The 23,965-nt window shown below is 60.1% G+C and carries 12 protein-coding genes (1 of these 12 only partly in view); 10 read left to right on the forward strand and 2 right to left on the reverse strand.

What is annotated here, in order from left to right; translation table 11 throughout:
• The 10 genes from U1A53_RS11965 to U1A53_RS12010 form a co-directional block, all read left to right on the forward strand.
• Positions 1-6,993: the final stretch of an autotransporter-associated beta strand repeat-containing protein gene (locus U1A53_RS11965; RefSeq protein ID WP_322281157.1), read on the forward strand. 24,423 nt of this gene lie to the left of the window's left edge; the window shows 6,993 of its 31,416 coding nt (coding positions 24,424-31,416); its start codon lies off the left edge, out of view; it ends in the stop codon at positions 6,991-6,993.
• A 137-nt stretch (positions 6,994-7,130) separates the two neighbouring features.
• Positions 7,131-12,008, forward strand: a complete 4,878-nt coding sequence (vccA, locus tag U1A53_RS11970) for a Verru_Chthon cassette protein A (RefSeq protein ID WP_322281159.1) — start codon at positions 7,131-7,133, stop codon at positions 12,006-12,008.
• Positions 12,009-12,040: 32 nt separating this feature from the next.
• The gene (gene vccB, locus U1A53_RS11975) at positions 12,041-12,532 is read left to right on the forward strand and encodes a Verru_Chthon cassette protein B (protein WP_322281161.1); all 492 of its coding nucleotides are present in this window, start codon (positions 12,041-12,043) and stop codon (positions 12,530-12,532) included.
• Positions 12,529-13,746, forward strand: coding sequence for a Verru_Chthon cassette protein C (vccC, locus tag U1A53_RS11980; protein ID WP_322281163.1), 1,218 nt, complete (start codon positions 12,529-12,531; stop codon positions 13,744-13,746). Before vccB ends, vccC begins: the two co-directional genes overlap by 4 nt.
• 50 nt (positions 13,747-13,796) lie before the next feature.
• Complete coding sequence (gene vccD / locus U1A53_RS11985) at positions 13,797-14,498, forward strand: Verru_Chthon cassette protein D (protein ID WP_322281165.1); 702 nt, start codon at positions 13,797-13,799, stop codon at positions 14,496-14,498.
• Between the two features lie 67 nt (positions 14,499-14,565).
• Positions 14,566-16,023, forward strand: coding sequence for an IMP dehydrogenase (guaB, locus tag U1A53_RS11990; RefSeq protein WP_322281166.1), 1,458 nt, complete (start codon positions 14,566-14,568; stop codon positions 16,021-16,023).
• Positions 16,024-16,065: 42 nt separating this feature from the next.
• Positions 16,066-17,586, forward strand: coding sequence for a glutamine-hydrolyzing GMP synthase (gene guaA / locus U1A53_RS11995; RefSeq protein ID WP_322281168.1), 1,521 nt, complete (start codon positions 16,066-16,068; stop codon positions 17,584-17,586).
• A 200-nt stretch (positions 17,587-17,786) separates the two neighbouring features.
• Positions 17,787-18,434: a dTMP kinase gene (gene tmk, locus U1A53_RS12000; RefSeq protein ID WP_322281170.1), complete on the forward strand. Its 648-nt coding sequence runs from the start codon at positions 17,787-17,789 to the stop codon at positions 18,432-18,434.
• A 141-nt stretch (positions 18,435-18,575) separates the two neighbouring features.
• Entirely contained in the window at positions 18,576-19,571 is a 996-nt protein-coding gene (locus tag U1A53_RS12005; protein ID WP_322281172.1) for a hypothetical protein, read from the forward strand.
• A 376-nt stretch (positions 19,572-19,947) separates the two neighbouring features.
• Positions 19,948-20,850 carry an alpha/beta hydrolase gene (locus U1A53_RS12010; RefSeq protein ID WP_322281174.1) on the forward strand — a complete coding sequence of 301 codons (903 nt, stop codon included), beginning with the start codon at positions 19,948-19,950 and terminating at the stop codon, positions 20,848-20,850.
• 8 nt (positions 20,851-20,858) lie between these two features.
• On the opposite strand, the gene U1A53_RS12015 is transcribed toward U1A53_RS12010, so the two are convergent.
• Positions 20,859-22,964: an exo-alpha-sialidase gene (locus U1A53_RS12015; protein WP_322281175.1), complete on the reverse strand. Its 2,106-nt coding sequence runs from the start codon at positions 22,962-22,964 to the stop codon at positions 20,859-20,861.
• A 66-nt stretch (positions 22,965-23,030) separates the two neighbouring features.
• On the reverse strand, positions 23,031-23,918 hold the full coding sequence (locus tag U1A53_RS12020) for a right-handed parallel beta-helix repeat-containing protein (protein ID WP_322281177.1): 888 nt from the start codon (positions 23,916-23,918) through the stop codon (positions 23,031-23,033).
• Positions 23,919-23,965 lie beyond the last annotated feature (47 nt).

Genomic DNA, 23,965 nt, shown 5'->3' on the forward strand with positions numbered 1-23,965 from the left:
GCCATTTCGGACGCCACGAGAAATCTGACCTACAGCGGGTTCAACACCATCCGGCTCACCGGAGACAACACCATCGGCCAGATCCGTGTGATTGGCTCGGGAGTGACCCTGACTGGCAACAACACTTTGACGGGGAACATCGTTGTCACCTCCGGCCGTTTGGAAATCGGGGGAACCAGCACGCTGGCCGGCACCGTGACGGTATCGGGCGGCACCCTGACGCTGCTGAGCGATACGGCGCTCAACGCCGCCACCGGTTATGCCTTGAATCTGGCGGGAGGAACCCTCAACCTCAACGATCACAGTACGATGGTGACCAGCCTGAGCGGCGCTGGAACGGTCACGAACAACGGCGTGAGCGGAGGTACACTGGTGGTCAACCAGTCCGTCTCCACCGTGTTCAATGGATTGATTCGTGATGGCAACGCCCTGCAGGGATCGGTTTCCCTCGTCAAATCCGGCAATGGAGTCCTGACCTTGGCTTCCTCTCTAAATACCTACAGCGGCGCCACCGTCATCAATGGCGGCACGGTCAATGTCGGAAGCCTGGACATCGCTGGGTTCGCCAGCAGCATTGGTGTGTCTTCGAATGCCGCCGCCAACCTCGTGCTCAACGGGGGGGTATTGCGCTATGCCGGAGCGTCATCCATGTTCACGGACCACTCCTTCACCCTCGGTGCGGGTGAAGCTGCCGGCATGATCGTCGCTGATGGCAGCCGTCTTGAGGCCACGTTGCAGATGGGCTTCGCCGGGCTGTCTCCGGTGGTGGAATTCTCCGGCAGCGGGCCGCGCACCCTGACCCTGGGCGGGTCCAACCGCGGCAGCAACGTGTTCAATCTCGTGCTGGGTGATGGCGCGGACGGGCCCACCTCTCTGACCAAGATCGGCAACGGCACCTGGGTGGTGGGCCGTACCAACGGCTATTCGGGCGAGACACTGGTGCTGGCGGGCATCCTGGCCGCCACGGCGGATGGAGCTTTCGGTGCCCAGGCTGGTGCCGGTGTGGTGATCGGCGGCGGCACGAACACCAGCAACGTTCTTGGCAGCCTGAACGCCACAGTGGATCTGCGAAACGTCCTTTATAATACCGTCGATCAGATGCACCTGGCGGGAGGCACGCTCGCAGCCACCACCGGCAGCAGTTCCTGGGCTGGTTCAGTCTTTGTCACCGCAGACTCGTCCATCAACGTTGGCACGGGTGCCATGCTCAACCTGAAGAACACGCTCGGCGGTGCGGGCGGCATCATCCAGTTTGGTGAAGGCACGCTCATCCTGAGCGGGCAGGCGGATCTGACGACCCGCGATTTCCCAGCGGCCGCAACCACGGCGGGTGTTCCGAATCACACGGTGCAGGCGGGCACGCTCAGACTCGACTATTCCACCAGCAACCTCAGCAAACTGTCTGACAAGGGGGCTCTGATCCTGGGTGGCAGTCGTCTCGGTGGTGCACTTCAGCTTGCAGGAGATGGTGTTGTCGGCGCAATCTCGGCGGCCGAGCATGTGGAGATCGTTTCCGGCGTCACCCTGAATGCGGGCGCGAACAGCATCAGCCGCATCAGTGGCAACGCCATCCTGCAGATGAATGCGATCAGTCGGGCTGCGGGTGCGACTCTCAATCTCAGCGAGAACGACATCGCCAGCACCGACTCCAACAATGTGAATGGTATCATCGGCGGCTGGGCCACGGTGGGCGGCAGCACATGGGCCACCAAGAGCACCACCAATGACGCTGGCGGCACGGTGACGGCCAACCAGAATGGCCTGATCCGTGGTCTTGCTAACGGCTCCTACACCCTTAGTGGTGCCTTCATTCCTGCTGCCACAGCCAATGACTGGGTCACCAACGCGAACATGGACATTGTCGGCAACAGCACCCAAAACGCGCGCACAACGAATACCCTGCGCTTCAACAACACCTCCCCGGATGCAAATCGCACGCCTAGCTCCGCCAACACACCCTATGTGGTCACGCTGAGCGGTGTGAATCTTATTCAGTCCGGTGGCATTCTGTTCACCCCCAACATGGCGGCACACAGCGGCCTCATCAGCGGCACGGGAACCATCGCCACCGGAGCGGGCGCCGGGCAGAACCTGGCCGTGATCCAGAACAACACCGGCACCGGACTGCTGAAGATCGCCGCGGTCATCGCCAATGGCACGGGTGGCACCAACGGCCTCGACAAGCTCGGTGTGGGAAGTCTGGTCCTCTCTGGTCGTAACACCTACACGGGGGCCAACACATTCAATGCCGGCATCCTGACCATCAGCCAGTTGGCCATCGAAGGTCTGGCAGCCAATACAGTGCTGACCTCCACCAACGTCTCCCTCGGCCGGACCATCAGCGTGGGCACCACCAATGGCCTCACTTTTGGACAGACGGTCAGCGGCACCGGATTCCTTGCCCCCGTGACCATCACCGCGATCACTGGCACCAACACCTTCACGGTTTCCAATGGTGCGGTCCTGACCGCCACGAATGATCTGACGTATGGAGCGGCGTCTGGCCAGAGCGGCAGCATCACTTCCACCATCACCAACGGCAGCGCCACGATCACCGTGGCCAGCACCGCCGGGCTGACTCCGGGACAGTCGGTTTCAGGACCCTTCGGCATTGTTGGCGGCTCGGTGATCGACACCATCGTCAACGCCACCACCTTCACCATCAATCAGCCGGCGACCGCCTCTGGCACGCGGAATGATATCACCTATGGCTCCCCCGGCCTCATTTCGGGAACGCTGTCTTCGACCACGCAGAGCGGTGCGCTGGTGCGGGTTGCCAGCACGCTGGGTCTCATCGTCGGGCAGACCATCAGCGGGGATGGCATTGTGGGCGGATCGACCATTGCGAGAATCCTCGACGACCATCTGGTGGAGATTACCAACCCGGTGACCAATACCAACCAGAACAACCGCACCTTTGGCGTGACCACCATTGGTGCCACCGTCAACGGTGCCACCACGACACTCGGCAGCACCACGGTGGGCGTCGGTTCGACGACAGGTCTGAGTGTGGGACAGGCGGTCAGCGGTCTGGGCATTCCGGAAGGAGCCACCGTCGCCGCCATCCTCGGCACCACGCAGGTGGTGCTGTCCGTGCCTGCGGTGCTCTCGGGAACCAGCACCCTCGTCTTTGCCGACAACCGCAGCAATCTGGGGGCCTCCACCAATGCTGCCGCCAATGTGGTCTTCAATGGGGGTGTTCTGCAATACAACGGCCTTTCAGGACGGACGGACCGAGGTTTCACCATCAATGCGGACGCCATCTGGGATGTCGGCAACGCCTACTCCACCTTGACCGTCGGGGGCAACTTCACGACGCCCACGACCGAGGATCATTACGTCATCCGCAAGCTGGGCGCGGGCGTGCTGGAACTGCTCGGAACGGTCACGCCCAACTCGGGCAGCTATGGGCTGGAAGAATTGAGGGTGGAGGACGGAACCCTGCGTCTGCAACCGACGTTCGGTGACCAGTTCGTGCGCGGTGATGTGGGGTCGCTCACGCTGGGCGGCGGCAAGCTGGAGGTGGTTGGCTCCGCCTCCGTCAGCCTCACCCAGAACATGCCGGGAGCGCTGGTGGTTAACGAAGGCGCCTCGGTCATCCGTGTCACCGCCACTGGCACGACCAATACCACCCTTAACCTGCAGGATCTGAACAACCCTCAGCCGGTCGCTTTCGGCAAGGGCAGCACCATTCTCTTCGCGGAAGACTCCGTCTTTGGCGCCGGCGCCGCCATCATCACCCTGGCGGGTCAGTTCGGGATTGACCAGCAGGTCGTCATCCCGCGGGCGGTCTATCAGACCGCGATTGATATCCTTAATCCGGGGGTCAACTACTTTGCCTTTGTCGATTTCAATCAGGTTGCCTTCAATGTGATTGCCTCCGACAACATCTCCATCGGTGGCACGGCGGCGCACACCATTCAGGGAAATCCGGCGGACTGGACGGCCACCCAGCACGTCATGGACGGTGCCCTGAGCGTGGACGCCTTCAATGGCACCACTGCGGACGTCGCCTCAGTCAACACGATTCGCTTCTTCAACAGCAGTTCCTCGACCACCGGGGACACCACGGCGTCTGGCAATGTGATCACGGACATCAATGTCACCCGTCTCGAAGTGGGCCAGATCATCCGTGGCAGCAACATCCCGGAAGGAACCACGATCACCGCCGTGGACGCCGTCAATGGCACCGTCACTCTGAGCAATCCTGTTTCAGCCAGCCAGGACAATGCCGTCCTGTATGTGGACGCCCTCGCCACCAGCACCCTCACCATCGGCGGCACCCTCACCCTCAATGGTGGTGCCATTCTTCAGACCACGCATGCGGGCAGTCACAACAATTCCATCGTCGGCGGCATCCTGACCAGCGGCCTGTTGAACACGGATGGTACCAGCGCCGATCTCATCGTGCATAACTGGAATCCGCTGCGGGCGCTGAGCATCGGCTCCATCATTGCGGACAATGCGGCCGCAGGCCGTGCGATCAACCTCGTGCAGTCGGGAGACGGCACCACGGCGCTCTCCGGCAGCAACACCTATACCGGAACCACCTTCATCCAGGGTGGTGTGCTGCGCCTGGACTCCGCAGGGGCGCTGCCTTCCAGCAGTCATCTGCGCCTTGATGGCGGTGTGCTGGGACTCAATTTCAGCAACTTCACCCTCGGCCTCGGCACGGGTGCCACGCAGGTGGACTGGACCAGCAGTGGCGGCTTTGCAGCCTACACGCTGGACCGTTCGGTCAACATTGGAGGCAGCGGTGGCATGCTCGTCTGGGGTGCCGGCGGCTTTGTTCCTGACAATGATTCGCTGCTCCTCGGCGCCCAGGATGCTGACAAGACGGTGACCTTCGTTAACGGCATCGAATTGGGCGGCAAATCGCGCTTGATCGAGGTCACCAGCGGTCGCGGCTCCGCCGCAGTGGATGCGGTGATGAGCGGAACTCTTCAAGGCGAGGGCGGCAGCCTCATCAAAGGCGGGCTGGGAGTGCTGTCGCTTGGCGGGGCGAACAGCCATACAGGCGGGACGGTTCTCGCCGAAGGCACTCTGATCGGAACAGGAAACTCCTCGTTTGGAACCGGAACGGTGGAGGTTGGAACGACGACGGATACACGTTCGCAGCAGGCGGCCCTGACGCTGGCGTTCCAGGGGAACTCCCTCACCCAGTTCAATGACCTGACTTTTGGCAGCGTCAACCGCGAGGGCATCTCGGTGTTCCAGACATCGGCGGCTTCGGTGGCTGTCAATGGCACGGTCACTTTGAATCGTGCACTCCAGCGCAATGTTTTCCTCGCCACTCCTGCCGCGACCACGGTCAGCTACAGTGAGATCACCGGCACCGGCGGCTTCACCGTCATCGGTGGCGGCACGGTGAGCCTGCTCAATGCCAATTCCTACGGCACCTCCACCGGCGCCAGCGGCACGGCCGTCAATGGTGGGACGGTGGTGCGCAACGGCACGGTGCTGGTCAACAATCTCAACTCCCTTGGCGGCACCACCATCGAGCTCGGCGACGCCACCTTTGCCCTGGCGAATGCCAGCTATGCGACCAATGGCAGCTCCGTGCTGGGCGTGGAGCGCACCATTGGCTTTACTTCCAACAATCGCTACGCCCTCGGGGGTGTGTTTGTCGCCGACGGCAACGGCGAGGTGGACGGCGGCGGTGCGGCCAATGCAGGGGCCGGGGCATTCTACAACGTCAGTACCACCCTGGGCGGGCACACCTTCACCAGTGCGGACGTCAACGTGCGCATCCTCGTGAAGGATGAGGTGGCCAATCCAGAGCGCAACGGCATCTACCGTGTGGTGCAGTTGAACCCTGACGGCACCATGAACATTGCCCGCGTGGATGATTTCAAAACCACTGCCAACATGCTCCATGGAACCCAGGTGACCGTGACTGGTGGTGCCACCTATTTCATGGCGGCCCCCAGCGTGACTGCTGTCAACGCCACCGGCACGGATCCAGTGTTCTGGATTGAGGACGCGGCCAATCCCAATGTCACCCTTCAGATCAATCACGCCTCCATCACCTCGGTCACCCAGGCCATCGACATCAACGCCAATGGTTCGGGAACCACCACCATTGTCTCCGCCAATCCGGTTACCTTCACCAATACCGTCACTCTACAGGATGTGCAGGCAGGAGTTCAGGAAACCAAGACGCTCACCATCAACTCTGGCACCAGCACTGGTGCTGGCGTGGCCTTCAGTGGCGTCAATAGTGTCATCAGTGAGGCGGATGGCGGAACCGGAGCTGGAGATGACATCCTCTCCCTGCTCAAGACTGGTGCTGGCGTGGTCACGCTCTCTGGGGCCAACACCTATCATGGCACCACCACCGTTTCCCAGGGCACCCTGTTGGTGAACAACAGCTCGGGCTCCGGTACCGGCTCCGGCAATGTCGTCGTTCAGGCCGGTGCCACCTTGGCTGGCTCCGGGGCCATCGTTTTGGCGGCTGGCAACGACATCAGCATCAATGAGAATGCCGGCATACGTGCAACCCTGGCCGTTGGCACCCCGGGAAGCGGCAGTGCGCAGACTTTTGGCATTGAGTTGCAGACCGGCAGCGTCCTCACGCTTTCCGGCATCTTGAGTCTCGACTTGTTCCAGAACGACGGCTCCGCCATCTCTTCGCTCAGCGAGGGAGATCGCCTCATTTTGAGCGGCACCGGTGGTGCGGTGACCCTGACGGGAACTTCGAAGCTGACGGTGGCCGCCCTTGGGGGGCTGGTTCCCAGCAACTTCAATGCGGGGGACACGTGGAAGTTGATCGACTGGGCGGGAATCATTCCGAGCGGAACCTTCAGCAACCTGACCGGCACCTATAGCAACAACTTCGTGGATCTGCCAGACCTCGGCAGCGGTAGATTCTGGGATTTGAGCGCTCTCTACAGCGCAGGAACCATCATGGTGGCTGTCCCTGAACCTGGGCGGCTGCTGCTCCTCGTATTCGGCTTTCTGGCGTTGGGCTGGAGGAGGCGTCGGCGCTGGTAAAAATGCCTGGCCGTGGTGGCGGGTTTGAACACTAGCGAATGCGCAAGGGTCTGTAGTTACAACATAAATACCTTGTGCTTCGCTGCACATTTTTGATAACATTTCGCTAATTCACGAAATTCAACCCAGGAACCTTTATGAATGCAAAGCATCTCACTTCTCCCCAGAAGAAACGGCGTCACGCCATGGCGCTCATCATGGTCATCACCACCGTCGCGCTGTTGTCCATCCTCATGGTGGCCATCTTTTCGCTCACGCAGACGGAATACAAGGCCACTCAAAGCTATGTGGCAGGCCGGTCGGCCAAGCAGCTTGCAGACACGGCCGTCTCGGTGGTGGAGGCACAGATCCAGAACGGTCACTTTGACCCCGTCAACAACTCGCAGGAGTATTCTTATTCAAACAGAACCTTCCATGCCACTCAGCCGGGCATGGTCAGGGTGTACAATGCCAACGGCACCTTCAAGTCGGCCTACAAGCTCTACTCCAGTTCCCAGATGAAGGTGACTGGATCCAACGAAGCCCTCGTGTTTGGATCTGCGCACCAGATTCCTGCCAACTGGAAGGAAAAAAATGCTCGCTTTGTGGACCTCAACGAACCGGTGATCAGGCCTTCGCTCACCGCAGGCGCACCGGCCGTTTATTTTCCCGTGATCGATCCGCGCGCCGGCTGGAACTACCTCGGCTCCCAGACGCCGTCCGCAGGACAGCCGGACAGCCGGGTGGAGGGTTTCTCCTATGCCAAGAAAACAGCCTCAGGCGCTGGCACCACAGTGACCTATTCTGAGGTGGTGCTGCCTGCGGATGCCCAGGGCGACGATTCCAGACTCCGCCTCCCCATGCCAGTGGAATGGATGTATGTGCTGCAGGACGGCACTTTGGGCGCCCTGGACGAGACCGACCATTTTGTCAGCTCAACCGGCATCGAAGCATCCGCAGACAACCCCATTGTGGGCCGCATCGCCTTCTGGACGGACGATGAGTCCTGCAAGGTCAACATCAACACGGCTTCCGAGCCGACTTTCATGGGCACCCCGTTCTATTTTAATGACCGGGATCGCATGTGGGCGCATTTCACCGCCGCCACCGGGGAGTATCAGCGCTATCCGGGACACCCCGCCACCGTGGCTTTGAGCTCGGTTCTGGCCCCCAACATCCGCTTGGACCCCTATCTTCCAGGCAGCGGTGTCACCACCAGCCAGATCCTTGACATCAAAGAATATATTTATGCCATGACACCCAAAATCGCGGGGGGCGGCTCCTTGGCCGGCACCCGGCCTTTTGCCAGAGATGACGTCAACGTCGGTGAAACAGCGGCACTGGCGATCGACTCCTCCACCGCCAGATCGGAACGGCTCTATGCCAGCGTGGACGAGATGCTCTTCAAGGACGGTGATTTCGTCTCAAAAAAGGGCAGGCAGCCGGCCAGATATGAAATTGCCGGTGGCCGTGTTCTTTTTGATCACGATGTCCTGGAGCGCTCCAGATTCTTCCTCACCGCCCACAGCCGTGCTCCCGAGTTCAGCATCTTTGGCCTGCCGCGCATCTGCATGTGGCCGGTCGATGAAAATGAGAATAAAAACAACGAAAAGCGCACCAACTTCGACAACATGATCGCCCTCTGCTCTTCCATCAAGGGCGTGGCCTCCACCTCGGGCGGTTCCGTCGAGAAGAGCTACATCTTCCGTCGTTCCAGATCCTATGATTCAACTTATGACCTGAAGGGGACCAATGGGCTTCAGCGCAACAGCCAGTTGCTGGACTACCTGGCCGCCCAGATGTCCGGCCTTTCCTGGCCCAGAACCACCACCAACCTCGGCAACTCCCTCAATTATGCCACGAAGTACGGTGCGGATAATGTAAACCAGCTCGCCGTCCAGTTCTTCGACTACATCCGCTGCACCAATCTCTACGATGGCGTTTTGTCGCGCAGCAACGATGGCAGGGATGGCAATAACAAATCTGGGACGGCTCTTTATAACACGCGCGATACTACGCGGCCCAAGGCTGTCACGTTCACCGATCAGCGCCTCACCCGGCCCGCTACCAGCATGAATGTGGATGAAACCCGCAGTGACGACACCGGCGTTCTCCCCGGCCACGGTCAGGTGTCTCCCGCCGTGTGGGGAAAGTCGGGCAAGAGCTACAAAGGTTTTGGCCGCATGTTCACCCTCTCCGAAGTGGGCATCCAGGTCATCTGCACGGCGGATGGCAAGAATGACCCCAACTTAAACCCCGCCTTTGGCCCAGGCAGAACCTTGAGCGGCGGCGGTTCCAGCGTTCGCATTGATCCCGCCGTTAATGTTGAACCCGGGCAGCCTCAGCCGCCCTATACATGGGCGGAGGCCTACCCGGGCATGACCCCCCCGGCAGGTGCTGGAACAGCGCGCTGGTACTCCAACTTTCCCCCTCTGGTCGCCACGCAGAATGCCCTCCTTTATGGCACCACCATCGACCCGGCACACCCGGAATGGCACCCCTCCAAGCATCCTGCCTACTATCCGGAGAACTGGAACATGACCCTCGCCGCCGACACCCCGCTCACAGAAACCCAGAAGCGCGTGCAGGCCATCATTCTGCTGGAGGCCTTCTGCCCCAGCGTCGGCTGGACGAAGTTTTTCCCCGAGTACACCATCGTTCTGGATGGTGATTACATCGGACAGATCAAGCTGGATAATAAGCGGATCTTCGACACGACAGGAAGCATTGCGGTCAAGTCTGACGCCAACATCTATGACTCCACCACTGGATTCGTTTCTCCGTTGGGCGGCCACGCGGGTCCGTCCGTCATCTGCGGCAACCGTGGCGGGCGCCCGGTCAGCGGTGAAGGGCAGGTCATGCTGGGATCTGACCGCAACTATGACACCTCCAACCCCACCGGGCACAATGCCTTGGCCAACTACGGCATGACCAGCAACTTCCTGACGGTTAATCGCGACACGAATATGTCTTTGACATTCCCGACGGGCGAGTTTGTCATCAAACTCTACGACACCCACAACTGGGAGAGCAGCCAGCCCATCCAGATCATCAGGATACAGTTCTCGGATGCCGGTGCCACCTCTCTTCCCACCCCCGGCCTGACCGGTGCGGAGCCGGGCAGCGGTGTGGGCAATCCCTGGCTGGCCATCACGGAGGATCAGTATGGCCGCAGAAGGTACACCCGCGCGCGCCAGGGACCGCACTACTGGTGCTACAATTTTGAAGGCTGCTTCGGGCAGATGACCGGCAGGATCAACCCGAACTATGGGAAGTCAGGAGAATCCATGTGGATCCAGCCTCCCCGTTTGATTCCTGCGGGGGTGGCGGACAACCGCGTCCAGCAGTCTTTGCGCGGCAGGCTGGATACAGGTGCCGCTGCCGCCACGCCTGCACCGCCGTACGCCGCCAATGGCGTCAGCATCATCCCGGACGGTGTCAGCGACGTCACCCGCACCTTCATTCCCACCATGGGGGATTACCGCATCCTTGCCGCCATGTATGATGTGCCCGCCACCTACTGGCAGCCGCATCCAGGCTGGCAAACCAGCGTGCGCAGCGTTCACAGCTTCACCAATTTCAGCGGAAACTCGGTGGCAGGCTCCAGACTGGCGGTCCCCGCCTCAAGCAATCTCCCCTCCGTCACGGTTCCCACGGCTCCTGCGGTGGATACAAGCCTGCAGTTGGTTTATGGAGCCAACTACAACCTCTTGTTCGACAATAACAACAACCCCACCGGCAGGACGGTTGACCAAACCAGCGGTGACTACAATCGACGGCAGCCGGACCTGCCCGGCCAGGTGGCCTGGGCCAGGGCCGCCCAGAGCTTTGGTGACTTTGACACCGGCCTGACCAACACCCGTGAAGGCCCTTACATCAACAAGCCGGATGAAGGCAACTTCTACGTCGGCAATCAGGAACGGGGCAACATCACCAAACGCTATCGTTCAGCCTATTTCTTCGATTCTTGGGAGCAAAATGACGACTGGCGCAGCGGCATCTACATGACCCCCAACCGTCTGATCAGTTCCCCGGTCATGTTTGGCTCGCTGCCCACGCAGGCTTGGAAGGGCGGATCGATCCCTGCCGCTGCCAGCCCGGCAACCACTGACTACAAGCCCTGGCAGACGCTCCTGTTCCGGCCCCACTCGAACTATAGCGGGGTGGGCGGCAGCAAGACCACCCATCCGGGTGAGTACAATCCCAAGGACCACTTCCTCCTGGACATGTTCTTCATGCCCGTGGTCGAACCCTACGCCATCAGCGAGCCGCTTTCCGTCGCCGGCAGGGTCAACATGAACTACCAGATCATGCCCTTCACCCACATCACCCGCGCCACCGGCATGCACGCGGTGATGAAGGGGGAATTCATGACCGCCGTCCCCCTGGGCCACATCAATAAGAGCAAATCCTTCAAACCCGTCAGCGGTGCCGGTGCCTGGGATGACAACTACTGGAATGAGAAGAACGACAGCCACTACTGGCATCGTCCCATCGACGTGACGGAAACGCTGCGCCAGTTCGAGGAGCGCTTCGCCAACAACACCGGCCTCAACACACTCACGCGCGGCCTGTTCCGTGCCGCCAGCCAGATCTGTGAGATTTACTTGGTGCCGGAGGACAAGACCGGACCATTGATCGGCAATGTGTCCAAACCCATGAATAGTCCGTCCATCCGGAAATCCAGCATGGATTCGTTTTGGTCGGACAACCGTGCCACGGGTGACAATGTGCGTGAGCGGCCCTACTCGAACCTCTACAGCCGTCTGACCACCCGCAGCAACACCTTCCGTGTCCATGTGCGTGCCCAGATGCTGCGGAAGGCGCGCTCCACTGCTCCGGATGTCTTCAATCCCAGCAAGGATGCAGTGCTCAGTGAGTATCGCGGCTCCACCCTCATTGAGCGCTACATCGATCCAAACAATTCGCCCGACATCCCTGATTACGCCGGCTCAGCAGGCAATCCGCTCACATCGGCGCCGCTGGAGTCTTTTTATCGGTTCCGTGCCCTCGAAAGCAAGCGCTTCAGCCCCTGATGCCTTTTCACAATCCTGCTTTTGCCATCAACATGAAGTTTCAAAAAAACATCGCTTCGTCACGTAGAGGGTTCTCGCTGGTCGAGGTGACTCTCGCCGTGGCGATCGCCGCCCTCGCCATCATCACCTTCCTCGGGCTGCTGCCACAGGGGCTTGAGGTGTCGCGCAAAACGGCCCAAATGGCCGCCCACAGCAACATTCTGGAGCAGATCGTGCGTGATCTGGAGAACGCCCGGTGGGACAAGATGCCGACCGGCAATGATGAGCGCAAGTTTTTCAATGATCAGGGTGTGGAGGTTGACTCCGAATCAACCGAAATCACCCTGGTTGCCCAGATGGACTACTCCCTGCCTGCCGCCCTGCCCAAAACAGAATCCAGCCAGAAATTTCTCCGCCGTGTGGTGGTCAAAATCGCCAACACCAGCAGCACGGAGTTTGATTTCGATCCTGAAAAAAAATTCACCTATGCCACCTATAACCACTTGGTGGCCAAAACCCGTGCGAGCACCTCCATTTCAAAATGACTGCTTCATTCCGATATGCCCGCACCCCTCTTCTCAGGCGGACTTTTGTCTGTGGTGCGAAGGGGTTCACCCTCATCGAACTGCTCGTCTCGATGACCTTTCTCGTCATCCTCATGCTCGTGGTCACCCAGGTCATTGGCATCGTGCAGCGCACCTGGGTGCGTACCAATTCACGTGTCTCGCAGTTCCGTGAGGCGCGCATGGCTTTTGATGTCATCTCCCGCACCCTCAGTCAGGCTACGCTGAACACCTACTGGGAAAACGAATTCGATCCCCTGGGGACGGACATCGCGGGCGAGAAGAAGTTCAAGGCGAAAAACTACGTCAGGCAGTCTGAACTTCAGTTCGTCTGCGGTCCTACCACCGGGCTTCTGCCCCTGGCGGCGGCCAACAGCCAGAATTATCCTGGCCACGGCGTTTTTTTCCAGGCACCGCTCGGGGTCACTAAGCTGGTCGTGGCCGGCACCGGCGATGTGAACACCGAAAACATGGTCAATCTCATGTGTGGTCGTGGTTATTTCGTCGAATGGGGCAGCGACGAGCCTTTCCGTCCGCCTTTTCTCAGTACGCTCACCTCGGTTCCCTTGCGGTTCCGCATGCGTCTCATGGAATACAGCCCCACCGCCGAGATGAACAGGATCTACGATTCCTCCCTCAGACCTCTGGTGGATAATGAAACCGGCACCAACAACGGGAAGAAATGGTTTCAGGAGGGGGAGACGGGCGCGCTGACCAGCATCGTGAAGGACAATGAAACCACCGCGAGCAGGGCCTTCACGCGTCCGGTGGCTGAAAACATTCTCGCCCTCATTATCTCGCCTCAGCAGGAAGTTACCGGCAATGCCGGCAACCCGTATGACATCGCGCCAAACTACATCTGGGATTCCACGCTCACCATCAATCCTGGCGCCTCGGCCTCCTCGGCAAATCCGCAAGGAACCCAGCACCTGCTGCCGCCCCTGCTCAAGGTGACCATGATTGCACTGGATCAGATGGGCGGGGAAACGCTGTCACGCGAAGAAAATGAAGAGTTGCGGGAGAAGGTTCTTGGCAAGGTGGGCGGGATGTTTCAAAAAGCCTCGGATTTCGCCAAAGAACTGGAAGGCACCGAAGACAGCCAGGGGGAATTGGAGGAATTGCTCCTTTCCAACAAGCTCAATTATCGCGTCTTTACCACTACCATCGCGCTCAAGCAATCACGTTGGAGTTTATGAACGCCTGAGGAGAAAGGGCCGCTACAGCCATGACAATCGAATCCAAATTCATGCCGTCACCTTGCAAACGCCGGAGCGCGCAGTGCGCTGCTTTCTCCTTGATTGAAATGCTGGTCGTGGTGACCATCATCGTGCTGCTGCTCGCCTTCACCACCCCGGCGCTGATGCGAACCATGCAGTCGAGCAGGCTCACTTCCGCAGGTGATACTTTGTTCGGTGCCATCTCCGAAGCCCAGCAGATGGCTTATGCACAGAATGTCCCTGTCGAAGTGCGGTTTTTCAAATTTGCCGAAGGACTCGACACCAACACGAACTTCCGGGCTTACCAGATGTTCAAGGTGACCCTGACAACAGAAGAGGATGGTGATGTCGTCGAAACTTTGGTGCCCGTCAACAATCTGACCCGGACTCCAGAAGGCATCATCATCGTGACTGACCAGGAATTGTCCCCCATGCTTTCAGGCGCGAGTCTTCCAGATTCAAAGCCGGGTGGCGGTGCCATCGGCTATTCCGGCGTTGAAGGTGCCGAGTACAACGCCATCCGCTTCATGACAGACGGCTCCTGCCGCAAAGTGGAGGAGACAGCGGACGGACTGGCGGGCCTCGCCTATCAAACACTCCCATCGAGCTTTTTCACCATCACGATTGACAACGGTCAGGAAATAACAACCGCCAATCTCCCCAAGAATTTTTACACCATCCAGATCGACCCTTTCACCGGCAAGGCGCGCAATTACAAGCCAGGATTCTGATCGCTTTCATCTTCTCTGACGGCCAAATTTCCGCATGACAGCCGCCTGATCACCGCTTGAATGGCGTATGGGTGATCTGCCTTCTCTCGCTTTAAGTTTCGACGACGTCCTTCTTCTTCCGGCGCACAGCGCCGTGCTGCCCGGAGACGTCAATGTCTCCACCAAACTGGCCTCCATCGGCCTCAACGTGCCGATCCTTTCGTCCGCCATGGACACCGTGACGGAGGCCGAGCTCGCCATTGCCCTTGCGCGTGAGGGCGGCCTCGGCGTCATCCATCGGAATATTCCCATCGACCTCCAGGCCGAGCAGGTGGCCCGCGTGAAGCGCTCCGAAAACACTGTCATCCAGAATCCTCACTGCGTGACCCCGGAGACGCGACTTGGCGAGCTCCAGCGGCTCATGCACGAGAAAGGCGTCAGCGGTTTTCCTGTCATCGACGGAAGTGGCATTCTCGTCGGCATGGTCACCAGCCGTGACATGTGGTACATCGACGACGAGTCCACGCCCGTGTCTGCCATCATGACGCCGCGTGCTCGTCTGGCCACCGGCACGCCGCAGACGAGCTACGAGGACGCGCTCAAGATCCTCTACACGCACCGCATCGAGAAACTCCCGCTCGTCGATGCCGCTGGCAAGCTTGCCGGCCTCATCACCAAGCAGGATGTCGTAAAGCGCCAGATGTTCACCCACGCCGCCAAGGACGCCAACGGGCAGCTCCGTGTCGGCGGTGCCGTCGGAGTGGGCGATGATTGCGTGGATCGTGGCAAGGCCCTGCTCGCCGCTGGTGCCGATGCCATCTTCATCGACGCCGCCACCGGCCACACCAGCCGCGTCATGAGTGTCATCGCCCGTCTTCGCGAAAATCTCGGCACCAACGTCCCCATCGTCGCAGGCAACGTCGTCACCGCCGATGGCGCGCAGGATCTCATCAAAGCAGGCGTCTCCGCCATCAAGGTCGGCGTCGGTCCCGGCTCCATCTGCACCACGCGCATCATCTCCGGCGTCGGCATGGCCCAGTTCAGCGCCGTGCAGGAAGTCGCCGACGTTTGCAGGTCCGCAGGCGTCACCGTCATTGCTGACGGTGGCATCCGTTACTCCGGCGACATCGTCAAAGCCCTCGCTGGCGGCGCCGATCTCGTCATGCTCGGTTCCTTGCTCGCCGGAACGTCCGAAAGTCCCGGCAACATGATCAAGTGGCAGGGGCGCACCTTCAAGGAATACCGTGGCATGGGCAGCCTCAAGGCCATGCGCAAAGGGGCTGGGGACCGCTACGGCCAAAACTCCTCCGGCAAGCTCGTTCCCGAAGGCGTCGAAGCCCGCGTGCCCTACAAAGGCCCGCTCGCCGAAGTCGTCTTCCAGCTCATCGGTGGTCTGCGCAGCGGCATGGGCTACGTCGGTGCCAACACCCTCGACGAGCTCCGCGCCAAGGCCCGCTTCGTCCGCATCACCGCCGGCGGACTCAAAGAAAGCCACCCGCACGATGTCGTCATCACCGAAGAACCCGTGAATTACGAGCCGCATTGATCGGCCTCGTCATTCGTCATTCTGCATTCGTCATCTCCCCTCATGACCCCTCAAGAAGTCGCCGTACTCGATTACGGCTCCCAGTACAGTCAGCTCATCGTCCGCCGCGTTCGCGAGCTTGGATTCGTCTCGCACCTGTATCCGCCTGAGGAACTTGCCAATTTGCAAAACCCCGGTGCTATCATCCTCTCCGGTGGTCCTCGGAGCACCTCGGAAAAAGACGCGCCGGATGTCGATTACGCCAAACTCATGGCCTTCGGCGTTCCCGTGCTCGGCGTGTGCTACGGCATGCAGCTCCTCAACATCAAGCACGGTGGCACCGTCAAACCCGGCGTCACCCGCGAGTATGGACCTGCCAAACTCGTCGTCACCGATCACGAAGACCTCTTCAGCGGCATTTCGCATGAGTCCCAGGTTTGGATGAGCCACAGCGACACCTGTGCAAACCTCGCCAGCACCACCCAAGTCATCGCCACCAACGAAGACGCCGTTCCTGTGGCCCTCAAATGGTCCGATCGCTGCTGGGGCATTCAGTTCCATCCCGAGGTCACGCATTCGCACGAAGGCACGGCCATCCTGAAGAACTTCCTCACCAAAAGCGGCGCGCAGCTCGCCAGGTTCGACATCCAGGAGTTCAAAGCGCAGATGATCGAGCGCATCAAAGCCGAGGTCGGCAGCCGTGAAGTCATCTGCGGCGTCTCCGGCGGCGTGGACAGCACCGTGCTCGCCGTGCTCCTCTCGCACGCCGGCGTCAAGGTGCGCTGCATCTACATCGACACCGGCCTCATGCGCCTGAATGAAACCGCCGAGGTGAAAACCTTGTTCGGCGAAGTCGGCGTCCCCATCGAGCAGATCGACGCCAGCGCCATCTTCCTCGGCGCGCTCAAAGGCGTCACCGACCCCGAGCAAAAACGCCGCATCATCGGCACGCTCTTCGTCGAGGAATTCTGGAAGGTCGCCGACAACGTCGAACTCCTCGCCCAGGGCACGCTGTATCCCGACGTGATCGAAAGCGCCACCAGCGGCAGCATCGCCAGCAAAATCAAAACGCACCACAACCGCGTCGATCGCATCATGGAACTCAAGGAGCAGGGCAAAGTGCTCGAACCGCTCGCCGAACTCTTCAAAGACGAAGTCCGCGCCCTCGGTGCCAGCCTCGGCATCCCGCACCGCGCCTTGTGGCGTCATCCGTTCCCCGGCCCCGGCCTCGCCGTGCGCATTCCCGGCGAGATCACTCCCGAGCGCGTCCACATCACCCAGCAGGCCGATGCCATCTTCATCGGCGAACTCCGCCGCAGCGGCTGGTATGAGCAGACCTGGCAGGCCTACGCCGCGCTGCTCCCCGTCAAAACAGTCGGCGTCAAAGGCGACGAACGCAGCTACGAGCAGGCCATCTCCCTCCGCGCTGTCATCAGCGAAGACGCCATGACCGCCGACTGGGTCGAGCTGCCCTACAGCGTCCTCCGCAACGCCTCCAACAAGATCCTCAACAGCGTCAAAGGCGTGAACCGCGTGCTTTACGACATCAGCACCAAACCGCCCGCGAGCATCGAGTGGGAGTGATCCATCGTCATCGTCCTCCTACTCGCACTCGTCATCGATTCTACCACTTCGCCAACACCTCAGCGGTCCGAGCCACAGAAGTCAGCACCGCAGCACAAAGCCATTTTCAGTTTTCCATTCTCAGTTCCTCCATCGCGACTGACCCATCGTTCACGTTTTGATCGAGGACGAGTTCGAGTAGGAGAACGAGAACGAGTCCAATGCCCGCCACCACACCATCCCCCGGCTTCCTCCTCTCCTTCGAAGGCTCCGAAGGATGCGGCAAATCCACGCAGATTCGACTCCTGCGCGAGCGTCTCGAAAAATCTGGCCGCAAAGTCGAAGTTCTTCGCGAACCCGGCGGCACCGAGATCGGCGAAAGCATCCGCCATCTCCTCCAGCACGCCAAAGAAGGCCACTGCATGACCCCGGAGACGGAGCTGCTCCTCTTCGCCGCCAGTCGTGCGCAGATCGTCCGCGAAAAAATCCGCCCGCTCCTCGAATCCGGCGCGTTTGTCATCCTCGACCGCTTCCTCGACTCCACCACCGTCTATCAGGGCATCGCCCGCGGTCTTCCGCTTGAGAGCGTCCGCGCCATCAACGCCTTCGCCATCGGCGGCACGTTGCCACAGCTCACGCTTGTCCTCGACATGGACAGCGCCACCGCCTGGCAGCGCATTCATCAAACCGGCCGCGAACTCGACCGCATCGAGAGCCAGCCGCAGTCTTTCTTCGAAAAAGTCCGCCAAGGTTATCTCGAAGTCGCCCGCGCTGATCCCTCACGCGTGAAGATCATTGACGCCTCCGCCACCCCCGAAGCCGTCCACGAAGCCATCTGGAATCTCCTTACCGCTCAAATCTCGCTTTAATCGTCCTCGTCCTCGATCATTCCGCGTCGCACCACCACATGAATCACGTTCCTCCCATGCCTCGTCATTCATTCGCCATTCGTTCATCCTTCGCAGTCTTGCTACGGAGAATGGACCATTCGTCATTCGTCATTCCTTCCCATGCCGTTTAAGAGCGACCACGCCCTTCAGCTTCTCGGCCGCGCCCGTGACAACGGCCGCCTTGGGCATGCGTATCTCATCACCGGCCCCAAAGCCGCGCAGCACGAGCAATTCGCCGCCAATGTGCTCGACCTCATGGTTGGCACGAAATGCGGCACGCTGGAGGCATGGGAAGGGCAGGGGGCCATCGTCCTGCGCCCGCAGAGCAAATCTCGCCGCATCACCATCGGCGACGACGGAGACGATCCCGGCACCATCCGCTTCCTGGAAAAGATGATCCACCGCACAGCCGCGCCGAACGGCTGGAAGCTCGCCGTCATTGTCGATGCGGAGCGCATGAACGTCCAGGCGCAGAACGCCTTCCTCAAAACCCTCGAAGAGCCGCCACCGCGCACGTTGCTGTTGCTTCTAAGCACGCAGCCGCAGCAGCTTCTCCCCACCATCCAGTCCCGCGTCATCGAGATCGGCCTCATGGCACCCGATGGCGCGCGTATCTTCACCGAGCACGAGAGCAAACTCCTCGCTGTGCTCAAACAGATGGCATCCAAGCAAAGCGGCAGCATCTCCACCGCGCTCGCCTTGAAAAAAGACTTTGAAGACATCCTCGAAGACCTGCACGACTCGATCAAAAAAGACCAGGAAGCCGACTTCGAGCGCGAGCAGGACCATTACGGCAAGACTACCGACGGCGCGTGGCTCAAACAACGCGAAGAACAGGTCGAAGCCCAGATCGAAGCCGAATACCTCCAGCAGCGCACATCTTTGATGGAACTTCTCCTTTCCTGGATGGGCGATGTCGCCCGCCAGCAGGCCGGAGCCGAGCATCTTGATCTTCCCAAGTATCAGGAAGCCACCGCCGCCCTCGCCACCAAATGGGAGCAAGGCGATGTCGCCAAACGCATCCGCGTTCTCCGCCAGCTCGAAAGCCACCTGCACACCAACGTCAACGAAGGCCTAGCCCTCGAAGTCTGCTTCATCGAAGCCTTTGGAGCCTAGCAACGCGCTCATGCTGCTTCATTTTTTGTTTCAAACGGGAAAATAGCCAGAGTGTTTTTGTTGGTCTGTATCCACCCATTTAAATCATGGTTGCTCAAGCCCTACCAATCGTTCAAGCGGTATTATCTGGCGATGTAGAAATGGTGCAGTTTTACCCGATGACATTCTTTGCGAGGTGTTGACTTGGGGGCTTGCAGATTGGAGAATTTGCTCAGAGGAAGAGGTGGATGAGTTGATGCAAATTCTTCATGAGATACGTGGCACGAGTGAGTGGCTTACAGCAGAGTTGTTTCAATCATCTCAAGGAAACAGCTTCCGACTTGTTAGCTAATTCTTCTGCCGCCTCCTCTCACACGTTGTGTATTCTCCCGCACTCATGAAATCCAGTCGCCGCCGCCTCGCTCTCGTCTTTCTGCTCAGCAGCCTCTCACTTCATGCTGAGATCAAGCGTCCAGTCATCCCGACGCACACGCGCACGGAAGATGTCGTGTATGGCCGCAAGTTCGGCGTGGCACTGACGCTGGATGTCATCAAGCCGGAGAAGCCGAATGGTTTCGGCATCGTGTACATGGTCAGCGGCGGCTGGGTGTCGGGCTATTCGCCGAACACACCGGACTACTATGTGCCCTTCCTGGAGCGCGGCTATACGGTCTTCTCCGTGCGGCATGGCTGCCAGCCGAAGTTCATCATCCCGGAGATCACGCAGGACATTCACCGCGCCATCCGCTTCATCCGACACAACGCCGCGAAGTGGAACGTGAATCCCGACAAACTCGGCATCAGCGGTGGCAGCGCGGGCGGGCATCTTTCGCTCACGATGGGCGTGTATGGCGGCCCGGGCGATCCGAAGGCCAAAGATCCGATTGATCGCGCGAGCAGCGCCATCCAGGCCATCGCCTGCCTGTATCCACCGACGGATTTCCTCAACTACGGCAAGCCCGGCGAAGACGCCGTCGGTGTCGGCACGCTCAAGAACTACAAAGGTGCCTTTGGTGCCGAATCCGACACCCCCGAAGGCCGCCAGCGTCTCGGCAAGGAAGTCTCGCCCATCTATCACATCACCGCGAAACTCCCGCCCACCTTCATCATCCATGGCGACCAGGACTTCCTCGTGCCCATCCAGCAGGCGGAAACTTTCGTCGCCAAGGCGAAAGAAGCCGGTGTCATCGCCCAACTCGTCGTCAAACCCGGTGCCGCGCACGGCTGGCCGGATCGCCAGCCGGATTACATCGCTTTTGCCGATTGGTTTGATGAACACCTGCGTGGTATCAAAAAATAGCTGCCAGGTCATTGGGGATTCACAAATCCAAGCGAGGTGAAGAACGCGTCCATTCTTTTGAGCGTGTCTTCATGCAGGGCTGGATCTTTGAACATGTAAGTGTGGATGGCTCCGGGCGGTGACACGAACTCGATACGATTGCCGGCCTTCTTCATGGCATCGGCGAAAATGCGGGCACCCAGGATTGGCGTGGTGGTGTCGCCATCACCGTGAAACAGCAGCGTGGGCGGCAGTCCGGCGCACACTTGATGCGCGGGGGAGAGTTCCTGCCAGCGTTCGCCGATTTTCGCGCTTCCGTAACCTTCCGGCGATGTGTCGATGACTGGCGAGAAGAGAACGAGCGCGTTCGGGTGGCAGGAGACGCCGAGGTTTTCATTCGCGTGATCCACACCGTCAAACATGGCTGTCGCAGCGGCGAGATGACCACCGGCGGAGGAACCGTTGGCGATGATCTTCTGTGCGTCGATGCCCAGCTCCGCCGCATGAGCGCGCACATAGCGCAGGGCGGCACGTGCATCCTTCACGCACTCGAACACCGTCACGGGCGTCTTCGCTTTGTAGAGGCGGTATTGCACGCTGAGGGCCACCATGCCGAGCTTTGCGCAATGATCGGCAAAGACATACATGGAACGCGGTGATCCGCTGGTCCAGCCGCCGCCGTGGATGGCGACGAAGCAGGCGCGTTTGTCACCCTTCTTTAAATCGGCTGGTTCGAATATGTCGAGAGCCAGTTCGCGGCTGCCCACCTTCTTGTAAATCACGCGACGTGTCGGCTCCAGTTTCGCCGAGATGGCGGTGGTGAAGATTGGAGTCTTCGCGGCGGGCGCGGCGATCTTTTGCAACTGCGCTTTCGTCGGCAGCTTGCTGAACGCGTCCTCCTTGATCGTCAAATGCAGCACCTGCTGCCAGCGATGCGGCATGAAGAGATGCATGACGCCGTTTTCGGTGAACGCGTCAATGTAGGAACACTGCGAGTTGAAGCCGCTGACCTTGTGAACTGGAGCGGCGGCGTTGGCGAGCAGGAAGCGCGGCTCGCTCCAGGTGTGGCCTTCGTCGGTGGAGAGCGAGACCCAGACCTCGCTGCGCATCTTCATCAACTCGGCGTGGTCGCTCAGGTCACCATGATGGGTCGAAGGGACTTTGTTGTGATGGAAAGCGACGAGTGTCTTGCCATCCGACAACGGGAACAGCATCGGCGGCGCGTCGGGATGCACGAGTGTGCTTGGCGCGGGTTCGGTCCACGTTTTGCCGTCATCCTTGCTCCAGGCGGTGAAGAGATGCCCCTGCGGCGTGCGTGACATGAACAGCACGCGGCCGCCGCCGAGATTCAGCGGGCGGCCCTCATCCATCCGATTGAAGCCTTCAGCGAACCAGCCTTTCGGACGCGCATTCGGCAGCACGGCCCATGTCTTGCCCTTGTCTTCGGAGCGCAGGAGATACTGCTGCGTGGTGAAGGGCTTTTTCGACCAGTCGGCGAGATGTGAGCCGAGGAGCCATGTGCCCGCGTCCGTCTCGGTCATGCGCATGACGGACATGCCCATGAAGCTCGGATCATTCACCGGCTCGATGAGATTCACATCGGACCAGGTGTGCCCGTCGTCATCAGAGGTGCGCCAGCCGATGGGCGCGTTCTCGCGTTTGCCCTCCTCCCACGTCCATTTGCCTGGAATCGGCTGCGTGCCGAAGCAGTGGATGCGTTGCGTGCCGCGTGGGATCAGTGGAATGAAGCCATGCTGACCATACGGGATGTCATAAGCCACGGCAGGCGCGCTCCAGGTCTTGCCCTTGTCCGTGGAGCGGCAGGCCATCATCGAGTTGATCTTCTCCCCCTTGCTTTTGGCGTAATGATCGCCCTCCGGGAACATGAGCAGGAAATCGCCCTTCGGCGTGATCGTGGCGCGTGTTTCTAGAATGCGCGTCTGCGTGCGATGCACGACCTGGCCTTTGACGGCCTCCACCAGGAGCAATCCCATGCCCTTGTCGATCACCAGCTCCTTGGGCGGCGCTTTGGCGCTGATGTCGATGCCGTTCACGACCACCGTGTCCATCAGCGGCAGTGGTTCGAGCGCATGCAGGAACCCTGCGGCGAGGAACAGGAGGGCGAGAAGTCTCATGGTTGGAAACATACTCTCAAGACGGGTGACACGCCCTGTTGTTGCTGGTCATGGCGGATGACCACCTCACTCTTTCCGCCACACGTTGCCCGATTGCTCCACCGTCACACCTTCGCCACGGACAACGATGTCCTTGTCCTGATGATGCATGACGCAGTTCGTCACGCGATGCGCTTTGCCATCGAAGAGGAAGGCGGCGTTCACGTTGTGATGCAGCTCGCAGTTCGTGTAGGTCGTGACGGAGTCGTTCACATCGGCCACGCCACCGGCTGCGGAGCCGTTCCACGCGATCTCGGAGTCCACCACGTCCATCTGCACGGTTTCGTGCGCGCTGATGCCCTCGTCGCCATTCGAGAGTGCTTTCACATTCTCCAGCCGGATGCCGACACGATTGCCATGAATGTTGAAGCCATCATTGGCCGCGTGCATGGCAGTCACATTACGCACGGTGATGTGGGAGCAGGCGATCACCACGCCGCTCGCCAAACCCGGTGGCGGCTGGAAGATGTGCGCCTCGCCCGGTTTCTTCTCCTTCGGCCAGCGGAAATAGAGCGAGCCATCCTCCGACCAGCCCATCTGGCCCGGTTGCAGAGCTTCGGGTGCCGCAAAGATGACCTTCTTCGCCACGCCGGATTTCTTTTCGGCCTCGCGGTCGCGAGTGATCCGCAGCGGCACCTCGTCAATGAACAATCCGGCGCGCTGCTCGTCGTCCACCGGCGGATGATTTTTCAACGGGCCGCGCGAGGACCACACGTCGCCGTCCTTGATCCAATCGTGCGCCGTGATGTCGATCCCGAGGTCGATGATCATGCCCTTGCCATCAAACACCGCCGGTTTCTCCGCTGTGCCGCCTTGGGACAAGATGAGCGGCTTGCGACGGATTTCCTGGGCATGAAGCGAGACCGTCAGGGCGGCGAACCAAAGCAACGAATTGGTGAGAGAGCGCATTGGCATGGAGAACAACATCCGAAGCGCTCTTCTATCTGGCAAGCCCGGCCGCC

Source organism: Prosthecobacter sp. (assembly GCF_034366625.1).
In the GTDB taxonomy this organism is placed as follows: domain Bacteria; phylum Verrucomicrobiota; class Verrucomicrobiia; order Verrucomicrobiales; family Verrucomicrobiaceae; genus Prosthecobacter.